This is a genomic window from Streptomyces tardus (assembly GCF_018101125.2).
Classification (GTDB): Bacteria; Actinomycetota; Actinomycetes; order Streptomycetales; family Streptomycetaceae; genus Streptomyces; species Streptomyces tardus.
On record NZ_JAELVF020000001.1, the window covers coordinates 4,725,858 to 4,745,968 of the forward strand.

The 20,111-nt window shown below is 72.4% G+C and carries 19 protein-coding genes; 13 read left to right on the forward strand and 6 right to left on the reverse strand.

Features of this window, described 5'->3' with window-relative positions; all coding sequences use genetic code 11:
- Window positions 1–50 precede the first annotated feature (50 nt).
- Window positions 51–788, forward strand: coding sequence for an SseB family protein (locus JGS22_RS20245; RefSeq protein ID WP_211040517.1), 738 nt, complete (start codon window positions 51–53; stop codon window positions 786–788).
- Window positions 789–852: 64 nt separating this feature from the next.
- On the opposite strand, the gene JGS22_RS20250 is transcribed toward JGS22_RS20245, so the two are convergent.
- Window positions 853–1,233: a DUF1844 domain-containing protein gene (locus JGS22_RS20250; RefSeq protein WP_211040516.1), complete on the reverse strand. Its 381-nt coding sequence runs from the start codon at window positions 1,231–1,233 to the stop codon at window positions 853–855.
- 519 nt (window positions 1,234–1,752) lie between these two features.
- Between JGS22_RS20250 and infC the strand changes: the two genes are divergently transcribed.
- From infC to pheT, 7 genes are all read left to right on the forward strand, one after another.
- The gene (infC, locus tag JGS22_RS20255; protein ID WP_308405773.1) at window positions 1,753–2,430 is read left to right on the forward strand and encodes a translation initiation factor IF-3; all 678 of its coding nucleotides are present in this window, start codon (window positions 1,753–1,755) and stop codon (window positions 2,428–2,430) included.
- 139 nt (window positions 2,431–2,569) lie between these two features.
- Window positions 2,570–2,764, forward strand: coding sequence for a 50S ribosomal protein L35 (gene rpmI, locus JGS22_RS20260; RefSeq protein WP_211040515.1), 195 nt, complete (start codon window positions 2,570–2,572; stop codon window positions 2,762–2,764).
- 110 nt (window positions 2,765–2,874) lie between these two features.
- Complete coding sequence (gene rplT, locus JGS22_RS20265) at window positions 2,875–3,258, forward strand: 50S ribosomal protein L20 (RefSeq protein WP_211040514.1); 384 nt, start codon at window positions 2,875–2,877, stop codon at window positions 3,256–3,258.
- Between the two features lie 86 nt (window positions 3,259–3,344).
- On the forward strand, window positions 3,345–4,217 hold the full coding sequence (locus JGS22_RS20270) for a TrmH family RNA methyltransferase (RefSeq protein ID WP_216815048.1): 873 nt from the start codon (window positions 3,345–3,347) through the stop codon (window positions 4,215–4,217).
- Window positions 4,218–4,286: 69 nt separating this feature from the next.
- The gene (locus JGS22_RS20275; RefSeq protein ID WP_211039971.1) at window positions 4,287–5,525 is read left to right on the forward strand and encodes a sensor histidine kinase; all 1,239 of its coding nucleotides are present in this window, start codon (window positions 4,287–4,289) and stop codon (window positions 5,523–5,525) included.
- 175 nt (window positions 5,526–5,700) lie between these two features.
- Window positions 5,701–6,861: a phenylalanine--tRNA ligase subunit alpha gene (pheS, locus tag JGS22_RS20280; RefSeq protein ID WP_211039970.1), complete on the forward strand. Its 1,161-nt coding sequence runs from the start codon at window positions 5,701–5,703 to the stop codon at window positions 6,859–6,861.
- On the forward strand, window positions 6,861–9,401 hold the full coding sequence (gene pheT / locus JGS22_RS20285; protein WP_211039969.1) for a phenylalanine--tRNA ligase subunit beta: 2,541 nt from the start codon (window positions 6,861–6,863) through the stop codon (window positions 9,399–9,401). The genes pheS and pheT overlap by 1 nt, the downstream gene beginning before the upstream one ends.
- A 96-nt stretch (window positions 9,402–9,497) precedes the next feature.
- On the opposite strand, the gene JGS22_RS20290 is transcribed toward pheT, so the two are convergent.
- Entirely contained in the window at window positions 9,498–10,361 is an 864-nt protein-coding gene (locus JGS22_RS20290; RefSeq protein WP_211039968.1) for a 3-hydroxybutyryl-CoA dehydrogenase, read from the reverse strand.
- 287 nt (window positions 10,362–10,648) lie between these two features.
- Here JGS22_RS20290 and JGS22_RS20295 point away from each other — a divergent pair, with 287 nt between their 5' ends.
- On the forward strand, window positions 10,649–11,875 hold the full coding sequence (locus JGS22_RS20295) for a glycoside hydrolase family 10-like protein (protein WP_211039967.1): 1,227 nt from the start codon (window positions 10,649–10,651) through the stop codon (window positions 11,873–11,875).
- Window positions 11,876–12,009: 134 nt separating this feature from the next.
- Here the strand turns inward: JGS22_RS20295 and JGS22_RS20300 are convergent, their stop codons facing one another.
- Window positions 12,010–12,210, reverse strand: a complete 201-nt coding sequence (locus JGS22_RS20300) for a DUF1918 domain-containing protein (protein WP_211039966.1) — start codon at window positions 12,208–12,210, stop codon at window positions 12,010–12,012.
- 82 nt (window positions 12,211–12,292) lie between these two features.
- Window positions 12,293–13,399, reverse strand: coding sequence for a DMT family transporter (locus JGS22_RS20305; RefSeq protein ID WP_211039965.1), 1,107 nt, complete (start codon window positions 13,397–13,399; stop codon window positions 12,293–12,295).
- On the opposite strand from JGS22_RS20305, the gene JGS22_RS20310 reads away from it, so the two are divergent.
- The 3 genes from JGS22_RS20310 to JGS22_RS20320 all read left to right on the forward strand — a co-directional run bounded on the left by JGS22_RS20310 (window position 13,398) and on the right by JGS22_RS20320 (window position 15,919).
- A complete protein-coding gene (locus JGS22_RS20310) occupies window positions 13,398–14,852 on the forward strand; it encodes an aminotransferase-like domain-containing protein (protein WP_211039964.1) in 1,455 nt (484 codons plus the stop codon). The two genes, JGS22_RS20305 and JGS22_RS20310, sit on opposite strands and share 2 nt — an antisense overlap.
- 294 nt (window positions 14,853–15,146) lie before the next feature.
- A complete protein-coding gene (locus JGS22_RS20315) occupies window positions 15,147–15,713 on the forward strand; it encodes a histidine phosphatase family protein (protein ID WP_211039963.1) in 567 nt (188 codons plus the stop codon).
- A gap of 65 nt (window positions 15,714–15,778) precedes the next feature.
- Window positions 15,779–15,919 carry a hypothetical protein gene (locus tag JGS22_RS20320; RefSeq protein ID WP_211039962.1) on the forward strand — a complete coding sequence of 47 codons (141 nt, stop codon included), beginning with the start codon at window positions 15,779–15,781 and terminating at the stop codon, window positions 15,917–15,919.
- Window positions 15,920–16,089: 170 nt separating this feature from the next.
- On the opposite strand, the gene JGS22_RS20325 is transcribed toward JGS22_RS20320, so the two are convergent.
- Complete coding sequence (locus JGS22_RS20325) at window positions 16,090–17,040, reverse strand: phosphotransferase (RefSeq protein ID WP_211039961.1); 951 nt, start codon at window positions 17,038–17,040, stop codon at window positions 16,090–16,092.
- A gap of 557 nt (window positions 17,041–17,597) precedes the next feature.
- Here JGS22_RS20325 and JGS22_RS20330 point away from each other — a divergent pair.
- Complete coding sequence (locus JGS22_RS20330; RefSeq protein WP_211039960.1) at window positions 17,598–19,085, forward strand: FAD-dependent monooxygenase; 1,488 nt, start codon at window positions 17,598–17,600, stop codon at window positions 19,083–19,085.
- A 207-nt stretch (window positions 19,086–19,292) separates the two neighbouring features.
- On the opposite strand, the gene JGS22_RS20335 is transcribed toward JGS22_RS20330, so the two are convergent.
- Window positions 19,293–19,898, reverse strand: a complete 606-nt coding sequence (locus JGS22_RS20335; protein ID WP_211039959.1) for a dihydrofolate reductase family protein — start codon at window positions 19,896–19,898, stop codon at window positions 19,293–19,295.
- Window positions 19,899–20,111 lie beyond the last annotated feature (213 nt).

Here is a 20,111-nt window from a genome sequence, read left to right on the forward strand (position 1 = left end):
GTACTGAACCCGCCCGCCCCGCCGGCCCCCGGCGCGGCTACGCTCCTCGGGTGGCGCTCAAGAACATTCCCGACTCCGGTTTCCCCGACGACGACGGTTCCGCAGACCCGGAGCTGGCCCGCGCACTGGAGGCCTGGCACCAGGACCGCACCGCGGAGCCGCAGCTGCTCGCCGCGCTGGCCCGCGCGCGGCTGCTGGTGCCCGTCGTCGCGGTGCTCGGCGAAACCGAGACCGGCCCCGACGGGCTGCGCCGGGACAAGAGCAGCGACATGGCCGTACCGACCCTGTCCGCACCCGGCGGCCGTCGGGCGCTGCCGGCGTTCACCTGCACCGAGAACCTCGCCCGCTGGCGCGCCGACGCCCGGCCGGTGGCGGTGCCGCTGCACCAGGCGCTGCGCGCCACGGTGCAAGAGGGTGCGGACACCCTGGTGCTCGATCTGGCGGGCCCCGTCACCTACCAGCTGAGCGGCGCCGCGCTGCGCGCGCTGGCCCAGGGCCGCACCGAGGTGGGCGACCCGCTGCGGGACACCGAGGTGCACCGGGCGCTGCGGGAGGTGCTGGCGACCGAGCCACGGGTGCGCGCGGCCACCCTCGGCGCGGGCCGGGACAGCGACGGCACACTCGCGCTCCAGCTCGACGGGGCCGCGGACGCCGGCGAGGTCGTACGGCGGCTGGCCGGGGCGCTCGCCGCGGACCCGACGCTGCGTGAGCGCCTGGTCCGCGGACTGGATCTCGCCCTGCTGCCCGCGGACGGCAGACTGCCCGGCGAACCCGTCTACACCCGGTGACGTTCCCGCCGCCGGGGCCGCCCCGTCCCGGGCGTCCTCGCGCGCTTGCCCGCACGCGGACGGCTCAGCCGTGGACGGGACCGGTGTACTTCTCGCCGGGGCCCTGACCCGGCTCGTCGGGCACGGTCGACGCCTCGCGGAAGGCGAGCTGGAGCGACTTCAGCCCGTCCCGCAGCGGCGCGGCGTGGTACGAGCCGATCTCGGTGGCGCCGGCGGTGACCAGCCCGGCGAGGGCGTGGATCAGCTTGCGTGCCTCGTCCAGGTCCTTGTGCTGTTCGCCCTCCTCGGCGAGACCCAGGTTGACCGCGGCAGAGCTCATGAGGTGGACGGCGACGGTGGTGATCACCTCGACGGCGGGAACGTCGGCGATGTCCCGGGTCATCGCGTCGAACTGGGCGGGCTCGCCCTCGGGCGAGTCCTGCGGCTGGGGCGTTGCGTCGGTCATGGCTCTCTCGTCTCGTCCGGCCGCGGCGACGGCGGTGCGGACGGTCTGTGCGCGGCGGTCGGGCAGGGTGCGCCCGGGGGACGACGGCCAGCCTAGGCGAGTGCGTACGGGCCTCCGCGCCCGGCACTGCCGCCCCGGCCCCGGCGGCGGAAGCGCTCTGCACGCGGCGTGGAACACGGGGCGCGAGGCGCGTGCGGGGGAGGGGCGCGCGAGGCGTACGGGCCGGGCGTGCCCGGGCGCACGGGGTGGCTCCGACCGCTCGGCGGGTGTTGTAACATGAAGTTCGACCGGTTGGGCATCACTGTGCCCGGCCCTCAAGTGGAGGCTCCAAGCTCCCACCTGATCGACCCCCGGGTCGGCAGGTCACGTGGTCAGACCGCGCCCCGCGAGACTGTGGTGGTGCTCCGTCTGTTGGAGCCCTCATCTGTGTCCTCGTCCGGGGCGTTTTGTGCGTCGCGGGTAGCAACGAGGCGGTCGATCGAACAGACGTTGTGCGGCTGTCCGCCAGACAACCGCACGGTGCTAATCCGAGGAGGCCTCATCAGCGCCGAGCCCCGTATCAACGACCGGATTCGTGTCCCCGAGGTGCGACTCGTCGGTCCCAGTGGCGAGCAGGTCGGCATCGTGCCGCTCGCGAAGGCACTGGAGCTCGCCCAGGAGTACGACCTCGACCTCGTCGAGGTCGCCGCGACCGCGCGGCCCCCCGTGTGCAAGCTCATGGACTACGGGAAGTTCAAGTACGAGTCGGCCATGAAGGCCCGTGAGGCGCGCAAGAACCAGGCGCACACGGTCATCAAGGAGATGAAGCTCCGGCCGAAGATCGACCCGCACGACTACGACACCAAAAAGGGTCACGTCGTCCGGTTCCTCAAGCAGGGTGACAAGGTCAAGATCACGATCATGTTCCGCGGTCGTGAGCAGTCCAGGCCGGAGCTCGGCTTCCGACTGCTGCAGAGGCTCGCGGAGGACGTCCAGGACCTGGGCTTCGTGGAATCCAACCCGAAGCAGGACGGCCGGAACATGATCATGGTTCTCGGTCCGCACAAGAAGAAGACCGAGGCGATGGCCGAGGCTCGTGAGGCGCAGGCGGCCCGCAAGGCGGAGCGGCAGCGCGGCACCGAGTCGGCCGACGAGCCGGAGTCCGCCGAGGCGCCGGAGGCCGTCGAGGCACCCGAGCAGGAGCCCGCCGAGGCGTGAACCCTGTCCGGAGGGCCGGGCGTGAGCCCGGCCGACCGGAACACCGTACGAAGACAGCCTGACGTTTCCGCCTGACGGAGCCGCTGGTACAGCGCGCAGAGCGGGCGGAAACGCCACCGACGAGGAGAGAACGGCGACCATGCCGAAGAACAAGACGCACAGTGGTGCGAGCAAGCGCTTCAAGATCACCGGCTCCGGCAAGGTGATGCGCCAGCGCGCCGGCCGCCGCCACCTTCTCGAGCACAAGCCGTCCACGCTGACGCGTCGCCTTGCGGGCAAGACCCAGATGGCTCCTGCCGACGCCAAGAAGATCAAGAAGCTTCTCGGCAAGTGAGCCGGCTGCCGCCCGTGCGTGGACGCGCACCGGGGCGGCAGCAGAACCGGGACCCCATCGATTTCCGGGTCGGATGAGTCAACTCCGGCCCCGCTTCAAGGAGTTAACACGTGGCACGCGTCAAGCGGGCGGTAAACGCCCACAAGAAGCGCCGGGCGATCCTCGAGCAGGCCAGCGGCTACCGCGGTCAGCGTTCGCGCCTGTACCGCAAGGCCAAGGAGCAGGTCACCCACTCCTTCGTCTACAACTACAACGACCGCAAGAAGCGCAAGGGCGACTTCCGTCAGCTGTGGATCCAGCGGATCAACGCCGCTGCCCGCGCCAACGGCGTCACCTACAACCGCTTCATCCAGGGTCTGAAGGCCGCCGAGGTCGAGGTCGACCGCAAGATCCTCGCCGACCTCGCGGTCAACGACCCGAACGCGTTCGCCGCGCTCGTCGAGGTCGCGCAGAAGGCGCTCCCGAGCGACGTCAACGCCCCGAAGGCCGCCTGAGCCAGAGGACGTTCCTCAGCTGACCCGCAGGCCGCTGCGCCTGCGGGTCAGCTTTGTTCCCGACCGGAAGCGAGTACGCCCCCGCCATGGCCCCGGACGAGCCGATCTCTCCGCGCAACCCGCACGTCGTCGCCGCCAGGCGCCTGGCGCGCCGCAACTTCCGCAGCAAGGAGCGGCGTTTCCTGGTCGAGGGGCCGCAGGCCGTGCGCGAGGCGGTGGCGCACCGGCGGGCCGGTGAGGACGGCACCGAACTCCCCGTCCTGACCGAGTTGTTCACCACGGCCGAGGCCGCCGAGCGGTACGCCGACATCGTCGGCCGGGCCGCGGAGAGCGGCGCGCGCGTCTCGCTCGCCTCCGACGCCACCATGGCCGACATCTCCCAGACCGTCTCGCCGCAGGGCCTGATCGGCGTCTGCCGCTTCCTGGACTCGCCGTTCGAGCAGATCCTCGCCTCCCGGCCGCGTCTGATCGCCGTGCTCGCCCACGTCCGCGACCCGGGGAACGCGGGCACCGTGCTGCGCTGCGCGGACGCGGCGGGCGCCGATGCGGTGGTGCTGACGGACGCCTCGGTGGACCTCTACAACCCCAAGTCGGTGCGGGCCTCGGTCGGTTCGCTCTTCCATCTTCCGGTCGCCGTCGGCGTGCCGGTGGAGCGCGCCGTGGAGGGGCTGCGCGCCCTCGGCGTACGGGTGCTCGCCGCCGACGGCGGTACGGGCGCCGCAGATCTGGACGACGAGCTCGACCGCGGCACGATGGGCGAGCCGACCGCCTGGATCTTCGGCAACGAGGCGTGGGGCCTGCCCGAGGAGACCAGGGCGCTGGCCGACCAGGTTGTCGGAGTCCCGATCCACGGCCGCGCCGAGAGCCTCAACCTGGCCACCGCCGCCGCCGTCTGCCTCTACGCCTCCGCCCGAGCACAGCGTGCCTCCGGAGGGTGCCGCTCTGTCACCTCCAGCTAGTAGGGTGACGTGACCTGCGGGCCCGCAGCGCGGGTCGTACCGCGGGCCGTAGGGCGGGGGTGAGTGGGGGTGGACGTGGGGACGTCACACGGGACGCGAGGGGCGGAGCAGGCTCCCGCCCTCGGCGAACCGGCCGGTGGGGTCGAGGGGTTCGAGGCACGGGCGAGCACACCCGGCGCCGTCGACCGGCCGGATGAGTGCGGCGTCACGCCGGACGACCTGCCGGACGGCCTGGTCATCGCCGACCCGCAGGGCCGGGTGGTCTGCTTCAACGCCGCCGCGGCCCGCATCACCGAGCTGCACCCGGCCAGCGCGCTGGGCCTGCCGATAGAGCGCGTGCTGCCGCTGGAGGACATGGAGGGGCGCCGCTGGTGGCAGGTCACCGACCCGTACGGCGGCCTCGCCACCCGGACGAGACAGCCCGAGCGCAACCTGCTGCTGCCCGGCGGCCGTGAGGTCCTGGTCTCCGCGAGCTACGTGCGGGAGTACCCGACCGGTCCGATACGCAGGCTGGTGGTCGCCGTCCGGGGGACCGAGGCGCGCCGCCGCAGCGAGCGCGACCAGGCGGAGCTGATCGCGACAGTGGCCCACGAGCTGCGTTCCCCGCTCACCTCCGTCAAGGGCTTCACCGCCACCCTGCTGGCCAAGTGGGAGCGGTTCACCGACGACCAGAAGCGATTGATGCTGGAGACGGTGGACGCCGACGCCAACCGGGTCACCCGGCTGATCGCCGAGCTGCTGGACATCTCCCGGATCGACTCCGGGCGCCTGGAGGTGCGCAAGCAGCCGGTGGACATGGCCGCCGCGGTCCGCCGTCACGTCGAGGCGCATCTCGCCGCCGGGATAGCCGCCGAGCGGTTCGAGGTCCGTATCGAGCCGCCACTGCCCGCCCTGTGGGCCGACCCCGACAAGATCGACCAGGTGCTCGGCAACCTGCTGGAAAACGCGGTGCGGCACGGCGAGGGACCTGTCACCATCGAGGTCGCACCGGCCGTGCTGGAGGGCAGGCCGGGCCTGCGCCGCGAGCGTCGCGGTACGGGCTCCCCCGGGAGCCCGGCACGCCGAGCCCAGGAGGGGACGACCGTGACGGTGAGCGACCGGGGGCCAGGTATTCCCGAGGAGTCGCTGGGCCGCGTCTTCACCCGCTTCTGGCGGGGCAGCAAGCGCGGTGGCACCGGGCTGGGGCTCTACATCGTCAAGGGCATCGTCGAGGCGCACGGCGGCACGATCACGGTCGGCCGCTCGCCCGCCGGCGGCGCGGAGTTCCGATTTACCCTGCCCGTGGGTGCCCCCGCCGTCCTCTCCTGAGGTTGCCGCACTGCGGCTCACGGCGGCCCGCCCCACGGGCTTTCTCGCAGAGCAGTCCGTGTGCGCTGCCCTCGGTGGCCTGTCCGCAGGGGCACTAGACTGCCTCCTTGGCACCTTTGGCGCCCATGTGTCACGGGGTATGCGCGCAGCCAGCCAATCGGAAGCACGGGAAGAGATGTCCGCACCCAATAAGTCGTACGACCCAGTCGAGGTCGCAGCACTGAAACCGGAAGCGATCGACCAGGCGCGGGACGAGGCGCTGTCGGCCATCGCCGCCGCCGGCGACCTCGAGGCGCTGCAAGAGGCCAAGATCGCCCATACCGGCGACCGCAGCCCGCTCTCGCTCGCCAACCGGGAGATCGGCGCCCTGCCGCCGCACGCGAAGGCGGAGGCGGGCAAGCGCGTCGGCCAGGCCCGCGGAGCGGTGGGCAAGGCGCTCGGAGCTCGCAAGGAGGAGCTGGAGGCAGAGCGCGACGAACGTGTGCTCGTCGAGGAGGCGGTGGATGTCACCCTTCCCGGCGAGCGGGCGCCGCGCGGCGGCCGGCATCCGCTGACCACTCTCATGGAGCGCATCGAGGACGTCTTCGTCGCGATGGGCTACGAGGTCGCGGAGGGGCCCGAGGTCGAGGCGGAGTGGTTCAACTTCGACGCCCTCAACATCCGGCCGGACCATCCGGCGCGCACCATGCAGGACACCTTCTTCGTCGACGCCGGCCGGGAGCCGGCCGACGGAGCGGGTACGCGCGGCGGTTCGGCCGTCGGCGAGTCCGGGATGGTGCTGCGCACGCACACCTCGCCGGTGCAGATCCGCTCGCTGCTCGACCGCGAGCCGCCGGTGTACGTGATCTGTCCCGGCAAGGTGTTCCGCACCGACGAGCTGGACGCCACCCACACGCCCGTCTTCCACCAGGTCGAGCTGCTCGCGGTGGACGAGGGCCTGACCATGGCGGACCTCAAGGGCACCCTGGACCACATGGTCCGGGCGCTGTTCGGCGGCGAGGGGATGAAGACCCGGCTGCGGCCGAACTACTTCCCCTTCACGGAGCCGTCCGCCGAGATGGACATGGTCTGCTACGTCTGCCGCGGCGAGTCCGTCGGCAACCCGGACCGCCCCTGCCGCACCTGCTCCTCCGAGGGCTGGATCGAGCTGGGCGGCTGCGGAATGGTCAACCCGCGGGTGCTGGTGGCCTGCGGCGTGGACCCGGAGAAGTACAGCGGATTCGCCTTCGGGTTCGGCATCGAGCGGATGCTGATGTTCCGCCACAACGTCGAGGACATGCGAGACATGGTCGAGGGTGACATCCGGTTCACCCAGCCGTTCGGGATGGAGATCTGATGCGCGCCCCGCTTTCCTGGCTGCGGGAGTACGTCGAGCTGCCCGAGGGGCAGACCGGTCGTGACGTGGCGGCCAAGCTCATCGCCGCGGGCCTGGAGGTCGAGACGGTCGAGCGGCTCGGTCAGGGCCTGACCGGCCCGCTGGTGGTCGGCAAGGTGCTGGCCGTCGAGGAGCTGACGGAGTTCAAAAAGCCGATCCGCTGGTGTCAGGTCGACGTCGGCGACGCCAACGGCACCGGCGAGCCGCAGAACCTCATCTGCGGCGCCCGCAACTTCGCCGTCGGCGACAAGGTGGTCGTGGTGCTGCCCGGCGCCGAACTGCCCGGCGGTTTCAAGATCTCCGCGCGCAAGACCTACGGCAGGGTCTCCGAGGGCATGATCTGCTCGGCCGCCGAGCTGGGCATGAGCGAGGACCACGACGGGATCATCGTCCTGCCGCCCGAGCACGAGGTCGGCAGCGACGCGATCGAGTTGCTGGAGCTGGTCGACGAGGTGCTGGACATCGCCGTCACCCCGGACCGCAGCTACTGCCTGTCGATGCGCGGCCTCGCCCGCGAGGCGGCCACCGCGTACGGCGTGCCGCTGCGCGACCCGGCGCTGATCGACACCCCCGCCGCCAACGAGCACGGTCCGGCCGTCGAGGTCGCCGACCCGGTCGGCTGCGACCGCTTCACCGCCCGTGCGGTGCACGGAGTGCGCCCCGAGGCGCGGTCGCCGATCTGGCTGCGACGCAGGCTGGAGAAGGCGGGCATGCGCCCGATCTCGCTCGCGGTCGACATCACCAACTACGTGATGCTGGAGCTCGGTCAGCCGCTGCACGCCTACGACCGGTCCCGGTTGCGCGGCACCATCGGCGTGCGGCGTGCCGAGGCCGGCGAGAAGATCACCACCCTCGACGGCGCCGTGCGCGAGCTGGACCCCGAGGACCTGGTCATCACCGACGAGCGCGGCCCGATCGGGCTGGCCGGTGTGATGGGCGGCGCGGAGACCGAGATCGCGGACGCCGAGCAGGACGCGGAGACCGGCGAGGTGGCCGGCACCCGCGAGATCGTCGTCGAGGCCGCGCACTTCGACCCGGTCGCAGTGGCGCGCACCGCGCGCAGGCACCGGCTCGTCTCCGAGGCGTCCAAGCGCTTCGAGCGCGGCGTCGACCCGCAGGCTGCCTCGGCCGCGGCCCAGCGAGCCGTCGACCTGCTGGTGCTGCTGGCAGGCGCCAGCGCCGAGGCCGGTGTGACGGAGGTGGTGACCCCGGGCGGTCCGCGCACTGTGGCGATGGCCGCCGACCACCCCGACCGGGTGGCGGGTGTGGAGTACGGCCGGGAGACCGTGGTCCGCAGGCTCCAGCAGGTGGGCTGCGACGTCTACGGTTCCGACGAGCTGACCGTCACCGTGCCCAGCTGGCGTCCCGACCTGAACGACCCCAACGACCTCGCGGAGGAGGTCATCCGGCTGGAGGGTTACGAGAACCTGCCGTCCACGCTTCCCAGGCCCCCGGCCGGCCGCGGGCTCACCGAGAGCCAGCGCGCCCACCGCAGGGTGGGCCGGGCGCTTGCGGGCGAGGGCTACTCCGAGGTGCTGAGCTACCCGTTCGTCGGCCCCGGCGTCTTTGACCGGCTGCTGCTGGCCGCGGACGACCGGGCACGGCGCACGGTGCGCATCGTGAACCCCCTCTCCGACGAGGAGCCGCGGCTGCGCACGACGCTGCTGCCGGGCCTGTTCGCCGCACTGCGCCGCAACGAGGGGCGGGGGGCGCAGAACGTGGCGCTCTTCGAGACCGGGCTGGTCTTCCACCCGCGTGCGGACGGGACGGTGGCCGTCGCCGATGCCTCGGCCGGTCTGTCCGCGGAGCGTCGGCCCAGCAGCGAGGAGATCGCGGCGCTGGACGCCGCTCTGCCCGTCCAACCCCGGCACGCCGCCGTGGTGTTGAGCGGCGCTCGCGAGCTGGACGGCTGGTGGGGCAAGGGCCGTCAGGCGCTGTGGGCGGACGCCGTGGAGTCCGCGCGCACGGTCGCCCGTGCGGTTGGCGCGGAGCTGCGCGTCACCCGTGGGGCGTACGGTCCCTGGCATCCGGGCCGTTGCGCCGCGCTGAGCGTGGTGGTGGACGGCGAGGAGCAGCACGTCGGCCACGCCGGTGAGTTGCACCCGCGGGTGATCAAGGCGTTCGGCCTGCCGGCCGGGTCCGGCGCGATGGAGCTGGACCTGGACGCCGTGGAGCGGGCCGGCGGCCGGCTGGTGACGGCCCCCGCGGTGTCCGCCTTCCCGGTGGCCACCCAGGACGTCGCGCTGGTGGTGGGCTCGGACGTCCCGGCCGCGGAGGTCGAGGCCGCGCTGCGCGAGGGCGCCGGTGAACTCCTGGAGTCGCTGCGGCTGTTCGACCTCTACACCGGTGAGCAGCTCGGCGGCGACGCCAAGTCGCTGGCGTACGCGCTGCGCTTCCGCGCGGCCGACCGCACGCTGACCGCGGAGGAGGTCGGCGCCGCCCGCGAGGCAGCGGTGGCGGTGGCCGCCGAGCGCACCGGTGCGGAGCTGCGCGGAGTCTGAGGCCGTCCGCGGTTCCTGCGCTTCTGGGCGCATGGGAAGGGGTTCCCGATCACCGATCGGGAACCCCTTCTCGCGTCGTGCGTCGTGCGCGCCGGGTCAGCTGTCGTAGGAGTAGAAGCCCACACCGGTCTTGCGGCCGTGGTGACCGGCTTCCACCATCCGCTGGAGCAGCGGGGGAGCGGCGTACAGCGGCTCCTTGAACTCGTCGTAGAGCGAGTTCGCGATGGCCACGATGGTGTCCAGGCCGACCATGTCGGAGAGTCTGAGCGGGCCCATCGGGTGGGCGCAGCCGAGCTCCATGCCGTTGTCGATGTCCTCGCGGCCGGCCGCGCCGCTCTCGTACATCCGGATCGCGGAGAGCAGGTACGGGACGAGCAGCGCGTTCACCACGAAACCCGAGCGGTCCTGGGCGCGGATGGAGTGCTTGCCGAGCACATTGGCGACCATGGCCTCGGCCCTGGCGACCGTGCCCTCGCTGGTGGTGAGGGCGGGGATCAGCTCGACGAGCTTCTGCACCGGGGCCGGGTTGAAGAAGTGGATGCCCATGACGTGGTCGGGGCGCGAGGTGGCGACCGCGAGCTTCACCAGCGGGATCGAGGAGGTGTTGGAGGCGAGGATCGCGTCCTGGCGGGTGACCACCTGGTCGAGCACCTGGAAGATCTCTGTCTTCACCTGCTCGTTCTCCACCACGGCCTCGATGACCAGATCGCGGTCGGCGAACTCGCCGAGGTCGGTGGTGAAGGTGAGGCGCTCGACAGTCGTGTCCCGCTCCTCCTCGGTGATCTTGCCGCGCTGGGCCGCGCGGTCGAGGGAGTTGCGCAGTCGGGTGCGTCCCAACTCCAGGGCCTCGCCGGTGGTCTCGGCGACCTTGACCTCGAGTCCGGCGCGGGCGCAGACCTCGGCGATGCCGGCGCCCATCTGGCCGCAGCCCACCACTCCGACGCGTTCGATGTCGGTCACAATGTGCCTTTCGCTGGGTTTCCGGTCCGCGGCGCACAGCCGCGTCCAACCTCTGCCGTACGCGGTCGCGGCGCCTCGCCGCACGACGTTACCCGTCGGCGATCGTCGATGTACTGCCGGGTAGCCCAGCCGTCGCGCAGTTTCGCGCAGTTGTCGGTGAACACCCGTGTACGTGTCATGCGCCCTTCCCAGCGCCGGGCGGTACATGCTGTGCTCTGCACCACGCCGATCTGCCGGCGAACTCGGACGCAACAGCCGGCAACAGTCACGAACTGTCAGGGGGCAGTATGGGCCGCATCACTCGAAGGACCTTCGCGGCGGCAGCGGCCGGGGCCTTCTCCGGGCTGCTGACCGCCGTACCCGCGGTGGCGGCCGGCAGTCGACCGGCCGACGGCGGCAGAGGCCGGGCGGCCGAGCTGCGCGGCGTGTGGATCGCCACCGTCGAGAACATCGACTGGCCGAGCAGCACCGGCCTCGAAACAGCTGTCCAGCAGCGGGAGTTGATCGCCCACCTGGACACCGCGGTGGAGCGCCGGCTCAACACCGTCTACTTCCAGGTGCGGCCCACCGCCGACGCGCTCTGGCCCTCGCCGCACGAGCCCTGGTCCAAGGTGCTCACCGGCACCCAGGGGCAGGACCCGGGCTGGGACCCGCTGGCGTTCGCGGTCAAGGAGGCGCACGCCCGCGGACTCCAGCTGCACGCCTGGTTCAACCCCTACCGCGTAGCCAACTCCGAGGACCCGGCCCAGCTCTCGCCCGAGCACCCGGTGCGCAAGAACCCGGAGTGGGCGGTGCCCTACGGCGGCAAGCTCTACTACAACCCGGGGCTGCCGCAGGTGCGGGAGTTCGTCACCAAGGCGATGCTGCACGCGGTCGACAACTACGACATCGACGGCGTGCACTGGGACGACTACTTCTACCCCTACCCGGTGGAGGGCGCGGTCTTCGACGACGACGCCACCTACGCCGAGCACGGCGGCGACTTCGACAACAAGGCGGACTGGCGCCGCCACAACATCGACCTGCTGGTGCGCGGGATGAAGGAGGCGCTCGGCAAGCGCCGCGCGCCGGTGCCGTTCGGTGTCAGTCCCTTCGGTGTCTGGCGCAACAAGGCGACGGACCCGGAGGGTTCGGACACCAACGCCGGTGTGCAGACCTACGACGACCTGCACGCGGACTGCCGCAAGTGGGTGCGCGAGGGCTGGATCGACTACATCATTCCGCAGCTCTACTGGCACATCGGCTTCGCCGCCGCCGACTACGCCAAGCTGGTGCCCTGGTGGAACGAGGTCGTCCGCGGTACCGGAGTGGACCTCTACGTCGGTGAGGCGCTCTACAAGGTGGCCGACCCCGCCCAGCCGGAGCAGTGGCGCGACCCCGCCGAGCTGTCCCGTCATCTGACCTTCTGCGGAGACCACGACCAGGTCAAGGGGCACGCCTACTTCTCCGCCGTGCACGTGGCGAGCGACCCCCGCGGGGCGATGAGCCGCGTCGTGGACGACCACTACCGCTAGTCCGCGCACCGCTGTCGCCGTCCCGCCGCCCGTACGCGGTCGGGTTGCGGCGCCGTGCGGGGCGCCCGTACACACGCGCGCCGCCCGCCGCGCAACGACCTCGGTCGTTGCGCGGCGGGCGGCGGTCGTTGTGCTCAGCCGCGTTCGTGATCCGTTCCGCGCCTCACGACGCAGTCGGGTCCGGGGGACATCAGCGTCTCGTGGCCGTCCTCGTAGCGCACCCGGTAGGGCGGTTCGCCGCCGCTGCCGAGGACTTCGACGATTTCGGCCACCTGGTCGCGGTGGCCGACCGTACGGCCGTGCACCAGCAGTTTGTCGCCGTTCTCCGCGTGCATGACGGGCCTCCTGTGCGAGAGGTGGGGTGGGGGCCGAGATTTTCGCCGACCGTTCGCGGTCGGCGATGTCGGTTGATATCGGTCAATGTACGTCGATGTTCGATTCTACGTTTCTCTCCGGAGGGCGCCCCTCGGGCCGCTCTCCGTCCGCCGCCGGCGACCTGTGCGACGGCTCGCCGCCCCCTCGCGGCCCGCGCCGCCGGGAAGCTCGCGCGGCGGGCGCGTTGTGCGACGTGCTCGCGGCGGATCTCCGTGCGGGGGAGCCGCTGCGCTGGGTCACGACGATGCACGCCAGTACGCCCGCCGCCGCCACCGGCGCGAGCGGGCCGAGGTGCTCGCCGACCAGAACGACCGACCACACCAGGGTGAGCAGGGGCTGGGCGAGCTGGAGTTGGCTGGCGCGCCCCACGCCGATCACCGACATTCCCCGGTACCAGACCACCAGGCCCAGCCACTGCGAACCGCAGCCCAGCCAGGCCAGGCCTGCCACGGTGCGCAGCGTCGGCTCGGCGGGTTCCAGGCTGAGCGCGACCAGTGCGGCGCAGACCGCGAACGGCAGCGCCACCGCCAGCGGCCAGCCGATGACCTGCCAGCCGGGCAGCTCGCGGGCGAGCCGGCCGCCCTCGCCGTACCCGGCGGCACACACCAGGAGCGCGCCGAAGAGGAAGAGATCGCCGGTGGTCAGCCCGCCGCCGCTCTCCCAGAGCGCGAACCCGCCCACGAGCAGCGCGCCCGCGACTGCCGCCGCCCAGAAGCGGGTGCTGTGGCGGATGCCGTGCCGCCAGGAGTTGTAGGTGGCCGTGGTGATGGGCAGCAGGCCGACGACCACCGCCGCGTGCGAGGTGCTGGAGGTCTGCAGCGCGAGCGTTGTCAGCAGCGGGAAACCGAGGACCACGCCGCCGCCGACGGTCGCCAGCGCCGGCCAGTGTCGTCGTGCGGGCCGCCTCGCGCCTGCGAACCACAGGGTCGCCGCGGCCAGGACGCCGGCGAGTGCGACGCGCAGCGCGGTCGCGGACCAGGCGCCGAGCCCTTCCAGCGCCCAGGCGGTGGCCGGGAAGGTGAGGGAGAAGGCGACGACGCCGGTGGCCGCGAGCGCCGTGCCCCGCCGGTCGGAGAGTGTGCCCGACAGGAGCCCCGGCTCTGCTATTGCTATCGACTGATCTGCGGTAGCGCTATCCTCTGCTCTCATGAATCACAGTAGCAGCGTGCGCGGTCTGGTGGATTCCCTCCGCTCGGAGCTGGGTCTTTACGCGCCAGGTGGGAAGTTGCCGTCCAGTCGTGCACTGATGGAGCGCTATCGTGTCAGTCCGGTGACCGTTACTCGGGCGCTGGCGCAGCTCGCGACCGAAGGGCTGGTGGTGACGCGGCCCGGCGCCGGTGCGTTCCGGGCCGCCCCCGGCCCGGTGGCGCCGCGTCCGCCCGCCGACACCTCCTGGCAGGAAGTGGCGCTCTCCGCCGAGTCCGCACCGGACCAGGTGCCGCGCACGGTCGACGCCTCGGGGCTGCTCGCGACCCTGAGCACTCCGCCCGAGGGCGTGATCCCGCTGCACGGCGGCTATCTGCCGACCCGGCTCCAGCCCGAGCGGGCGATGGCCGCCGCGTTCGCGCGGGCGGCCCGGCGCCCTGGAGTGTGGGGGCCGCCGCCTCTGGAGGGCGTGGCCGAGCTGCGCGGGTGGTTCGCGCGGGAGATCGGTGGTGCGAGCGGGCCGTTGGACCCCTCCGACGTGCTGGTCACCGCCGGCGGTCAGAGCGCGATCACCACCGCGCTGCGCGCCCTGGCGCCGCCCGGGGCGCCGGTGCTGGTCGAGTCGCCGACGTATCCGGGGATGCTCGCGGTGGCGCGGGCCTCCGGTCTGCGGCCGGTCCCGGTCCCCGCCGACGCCGAGGGCGTACGCCCGGATCTGCTCGCTCATGCGTTCCGGGCGACCGGTGCCCGGGTGCTCCTGTGCCAGCCGCTGTTCCGCAACCCCGGCGGCGGAGTGCTCGCGGACTCCCGACGGCGGCCGGTACTCGCCGCGGCCCGCGCCGCCGGCGCCTTCGTCGTCGAGGACGACTACGCGCGGCGGCTGGTGCACGAGGATGCCGGCCCGCTGCCCCGTACGCTCGCGGCCGACGACGAGGACGGAGTCGTCGTCCACATCTGCTCGCTGACCAAGAGCACCTCGCCCAATCTGCGGATCGGTGCGCTCGCCGCCCGCGGCCCGGTCGTGGAGCGGCTGCGGGCGATCCAGCTCGTCGACAGCTTCTATGTGCCGAGGCCGCTCCAGGAGGCGACGATCGAGCTGGTCGGTACGCCCGCGTGGCCGCGTCATCTGCGGGCGGTCGCCGCGGAGTTGAGGACGCGCCGGGAGGCGGCGGTCGCCGCGCTGCTGCGGCTGGCGCCCGCACTGCGCCTGGATCACGTGCCGCGCGGGGGCTTCCATCTGTGGCTCGCGCTCCCCGGCGGCAGCGACGAGCAGGCCGTCCTGGCGGCAGCCCTCGCCGAGGGTGTCGCGCTCGCCCCGGGGCGCCCCTACTTCGCGGCCGAGGCGCCAGGACCGCACCTGCGGCTCAGCATCGCGACCCCCGACAGTGTCGGTGAGCTGACCGAGGGCATCGCCCGGCTTGCTGCGGCCTGCCGTCGACTGGGCATCTCGGAGTGACCGGAGGCCGGGCCGTCCGGTTCGATGTCGACAAGTCTGTACGCGGGTACGGAATCCCGGCGGCCTCCGCGGGGCCCGGCCGCCGCCGTCCGAGCCCTACCGCAGGCCGGCCTGCGGTCGTACGGCGAGCCGGTCCGCCACGGTAGGCGCAGGTCGGCCGGGTGGCTGCAGCCCGCAGGAGGTGGGCTGCGGGGCGCAAGAGCGCACGGTCGTTTCCGGCCAACGGCGCCCTGCCGTCCCCGAGAAGGTGCGTGCGCTATCGAACATTCCGTCGCGCCGCTCTACGATCCGGCCATGCGCTGCCGTCTGACGCTGCTGACCGCCGCCCGCAGCTCCGCCCTGCTCGACGCACGCTTCGACGACGACCGACCGCTGGACCACGCCGGCTGGCAGGAGATCCACTACCGCGCGCCGGTGCTGCACGGACTCGCCGCCGCCGGGCTGCGCTACCGCTCGCCCACCGAACGGTGCCGCGAGACCGGTCACGCGCTGGGCCTCGCCCCGCTCGCCCAACCGGCCCTGCGCGACTGCGACATGGGCCGCTGGCGCGGTCGTACGCTGCGCGAGGTCGCCGCGGCCGAACCGGAGGCCTTCGACGCCTGGTTGGCAGACCCCAGGGCCGCTCCGCACGGCGGCGAGACACTGACCGGTTTCATCACCCGGATAGGCGGCTGGCTGGACACCCGGCCGCTGGAGGAAGACGGCTGGATGATGGCGGTCGCGGAACCGGCCGTCGTACGCGCCGCGCTCTGCTACGCGCTGCGCGTACCTCCCGATACGTACTGGCGCATCGACGCGCACGCCCTGGCGACCGTCACCCTCACCGGCAGCCCGCGGAACTGGTGCCTGTCCTGCGACTGACCCCCGGGTGCGGTGCCGCCGATGCCCTCCTGCCAGACCGGGTACGCTCCACTACGCTTTCAGTCATGTCCCGACACTCGCGCGAACCACTGTTCGTCTACTGGCGTTTCGGGGGTGGCTGGATCGTCAACCACCGCAACCCGCTCGGCCTGGCGTTCATCATCGCGCTCGCCTGCGGCCTGCTGCTCCTGCTGATCACGCTCTGACCGCGCCGCCCGCACCCGCACCTGGCGCGCACCTGCGCCCGGCGCGCACCCGCAACAGGCGCGCACCCGCGCCCGGCTCGCGCGTCGTCCGTGCTCGATACCCGCGCGAGGGACCGTCCCGCCCACCGCGTGCCACCGCCCGGCCGTGTCGTACTCCCGCGGGGCGGCCGTCAGTCGTCCAGGCCGCCGGCGAACGGCATCGCCGGCCACTGCTCCAGCGCCGGCTTCAAGTAGTCGGCCAGCACGGGGAGTTGGGGTACGAGTGTGAGGGTGGCGACCACCCGGAGCATGCCGACCGCGTCGACGAAGCGCTGGACCCGCGGGTCCAGCGGGCGCAGGCCGTTGCGCTCCGCGCCCCGGTCGTACGCCGCGCCCAGCTCCGCGCCGAGCGAGGCCAGATCCCATTCGGCGGGGCCCAGGGTGATCAACTCGAAGTCGGCGAAGCGGTGGCCGTCGACGCCCTGGAAGATGTTCGCGGGCGGGCAGTCGCCGTGCACCGGGCGCAACTCCACGCCCGGGAACGCCTCCTCGAACGCGGCGCGCGACCGCACCAGCGGCCCCAACACCTCCCACTCCCGGCGCGCCCGGTCCAGCAGGGAGGGGGCGATCAGATCGGTGCGGCCCTCCAGCCGGTCCAGGCCGATCTCGACGTAGTGCGGTTCGGCGGCGGAGAGAAAGGCCAGCTCGCCTGGGTACTCCCGCAGCGCCGCGTGCAGCTCTGCGGTGAGCTCGGCGTTCCTCGCGTAGTCGGGCTCCGCATCCCGGTCCTCCTCCAGGAACTCCCAGAACGTCATCGAGAAGCCGTCGCGCTGCACCGGTTCGGCCGGGACCAGCGGGCTGGGCGGCACGACCGGCGTCCCCCGGTCCGCCAACCAGCGCGTCACCGCCAGTTCGTCGCGCTGGCGGCGGGCCAGCGAGACGAGGTCGGTCGACTCCGGCAGCACGGTGGGCACCCGGGCCACCACCGGTGAGGGGGCGAGGTGGACGACCACGGAGAAGACGTCGTGCAGCACTCTGGCGTCCGTCACGGTGAGGCCCAGCTCCCGCCCGGCGGCCACGGCCGCCTCCACCGCGGAGGCGGTGCGGTCGGCGAGCTGCTGCGGAGTCGCGAGATCGGTCATGACGCGATCCTTTCACGGGTGTTCGCGCTCGTTCGAACGGCCGGCTCCGGCCGCGGCCTGCCTCTCCGGCCGCGGCGGGGGACCGGTCGAAGGAGCCGCCACAGGGCTTCGCACTGTCGGTGCGGACAGAGGCAAGGGCGCTGGGCCGCTCGCCGGGAAATCCGTTGCGGGTGGATGGCTCTTCGGCCCGCGGCACAGGGTCTCGGCCGTGCTCGGCCCCCGCGGGGCGAAAGACGTGGCGGGCGTACGGGCCGTCCGCGAGCGCGGAGACCGGCGGGGCCGGAACACCCGTACGACACCGGCGCAACGGGGCCCTGACAACACAGAAGGCAAGGAGCGCGCGCTCCTTGCCACTCTCAAGGTACAGCGCACAGGGGGGCTTGCGGCAAGGCCCCCTGTACGGCGCAGAATCGTCGCTCGAAGCCGGTAACCGCGTATTCGCACCTTTGTGAGGATTGCGCGTTCTGCGGTGGTCTGGCGCAGGTCCGACCGGTGTCCGTGTACGAGGTTCCAAGGCGCTCTCTCGAGGGCGCCACGGAGCCCGGGGTGGGGGTTCGATGTACGACGTGATCGTGATCGGCTGCGGGCCGACCGGTCTGATGCTGGCCGCGGAGTTGCGACTGCGCGGTCGCCGGGTGCTGGTGCTGGAGAGGCTGGCCGAGCCGACGGGGGAGGTGCGGGCGCTCGGCCTGCATGTGCGAAGCATCGAGATCATGGATCAGCGCGGGCTGTTGGAGAAGTTCCTCGCCGAGGGGACGCAGCACCGCCTCGGCGGGATGTTCGCCGGTATCGGCAGCCACTGGCCGTCGGATCTGGACACCGCGCACTCCTATGTGCTGGGCATCCAGCAGCCCGCCACCGAGCGGCTGCTGCTGGAGCACGCGGTGGGCCTCGGTGTCGAGATCCGCCGCGGCAGCGAGGTGACCGGTGTCGAGCAGGACGCGGAGGCGGTGACCGTCGAGCTGTCCGCTCCGGACGCCGCACGGGGCCCGGGTTCCGGGAGTACCCGGCTGCGGGCGCGGTACGTGGTGGGGTGCGACGGTGGGCGCAGTACGGTTCGCAAGCTGCTGGGTGTCGGCTTCCCCGGTGAACCCAGCCGCGTCGAGTCGCTGTTGAGCGAGATCCGGCTGACCGCGACGGCGCAGGAGCTGGAGGCGGTGACGGCCGAGGTGCGCAAGACCGAGCGGCGCTTCGGCGGCATGCACCTGGCCGACGGGTCGTACCGCTTCCTGGTGCCGGCCGAGGGTGTCGCCGAGGACCGCAGCGTCGCGCCGACGCTGGAGGAGTTCCGGCGGCAGTTGCGGGCGTACGGCGGTACGGATCTCGGGGCGCATTCGCCGAGGTGGATCTCGCGTTTCGGGGATGCAACGCGGTTGGCCGAGCGTTACCGGGTGGGCCGGGTGCTGCTGGCGGGCGACGCCGCGCACATCCACCCGCCGACGGGCGGGCAGGGGCTCAACCTCGGTGTCCAGGACGCCTTCAACCTCGGCTGGAAGCTGGCCTCGGTCGTCGGGGGCCGTACACCCGAGAGCCTGCTGGACACCTACGAGAGCGAACGCCGTCCCGTCGCGGAAGCAGTTCTGGACAACACCCGGGCGCAGATGCACCTGATGTCGTCCGACGCCGGTGCGCGGGCGGTGCGCCGACTCCTCGTCGAGCTGGCCGGGTTCGACGAGGTCAACCGGTATCTGATCGAGAAAATCACCGCCCTCGGGATCCGCTACGACCTCGACGGCGGACACGAGCTGGTCGGCCTGCGGCTGCGTGATCTGCCCCTCGGGCGCGGCCGGCTGTACGGGCTGATGCACGCCGGGCGCGGGCTGCTGCTCGACCCGGCCGGGAGCCTGTCGGCGGCGGGCTGGGAGGGCCGCGTGGACCATGTGGTGGACGCGGGCGCGGAGTTGGGCGCGCCCGCCGTATTGCTGCGGCCCGACGGGTACGTCGCCTGGGCCGGCGAGGACCTCGGGGAGCTGCGCTCCCGGCTGACCCGCTGGTTCGGCGCCCCCGACCCGGCCCCCGCGGACCTGCCTGACCGGGCCGACTGAGCCGCACTCAGCACGCCGTCCGTCCTTCTGTCCGTCACACGTGGCGTCCGCCGCCCGACCGACGCGTGACGCCCGACCGACGCGTGACGCCCGACGGGCCGGACGGCAGCGGCTCCGCGAGGCGCGGCACAAGCGCCCTCCGCCCACCGGTTCTGCTCGGCGCCCTCCCGCGTCGTGGTCGCCCGCGGGCGGGGCGGTGCCCGTGCGTCACGCGGGGGCGCCGAGCGGCGGGTGCTCAAGCACCCGGGGCGTGTACTCGACGAGTTGGATGCCGCCGTCGAAGGTGCGGTGCTCGATCATCTCCAGCGCGACGTCCGGGTAGCCGTCGTAGATGCGTTCCGCTCCCGTGGCGCCGGTGATGACGGGGAACATCACGACCCGGAACCGGTCGACGAGCCCGGCGCGCAGCAGGGACCGGCACAGGCTCAGGCTGCCGATCGTGCTGAGGAGGCCCGTGCCGCTGGACTTCATCGCACGGACCGCCTCGACGGCGTCGTCACGGACGAGCGTGGAGTTGGCCCACGTCAGCGGCGCCTCGAGGGAGGAGGAGAAGACCACCTTGGTCGCCCGGGTGAGCCCGTCGACGGAGTCCTCCTCCTCGGGCCTGAACTCGTCCTGGCCGTCCGGGACTTCGCCGGCGGCGAAGCCCGACATCAGTCGGTAGGTGTTCGCCCCCATCAGGTGGGTGGCCTCCGGCTGTTCGCCGAGCCACGCGAGGTACTCCGGGCCTTCCAGGCCCCAGAACCCGGGCCATCCCTCACCCGAGGCAAAGCCGTCGAGCGAGGTGATGAAGTCGACGAGAAGCTCCGACATGGTGGTGTCCTTTCCTGGAGTGTCGGCTGTACGGACCGGACGGCGGCCGGAAACTCATCGGCGCCGCCGCTGCCGCCCCGACTGCCGCGGGCCGGCTCCCGCGCACCGCCCGGCGGCCGGTCCGGCACGCTCGGTCACAGACACCTTGTGTCACCTGCTGAGATGTCGATTGCATAGAAGTGCATCGCTTCGTATAGTCATGCTGTCTCAAGG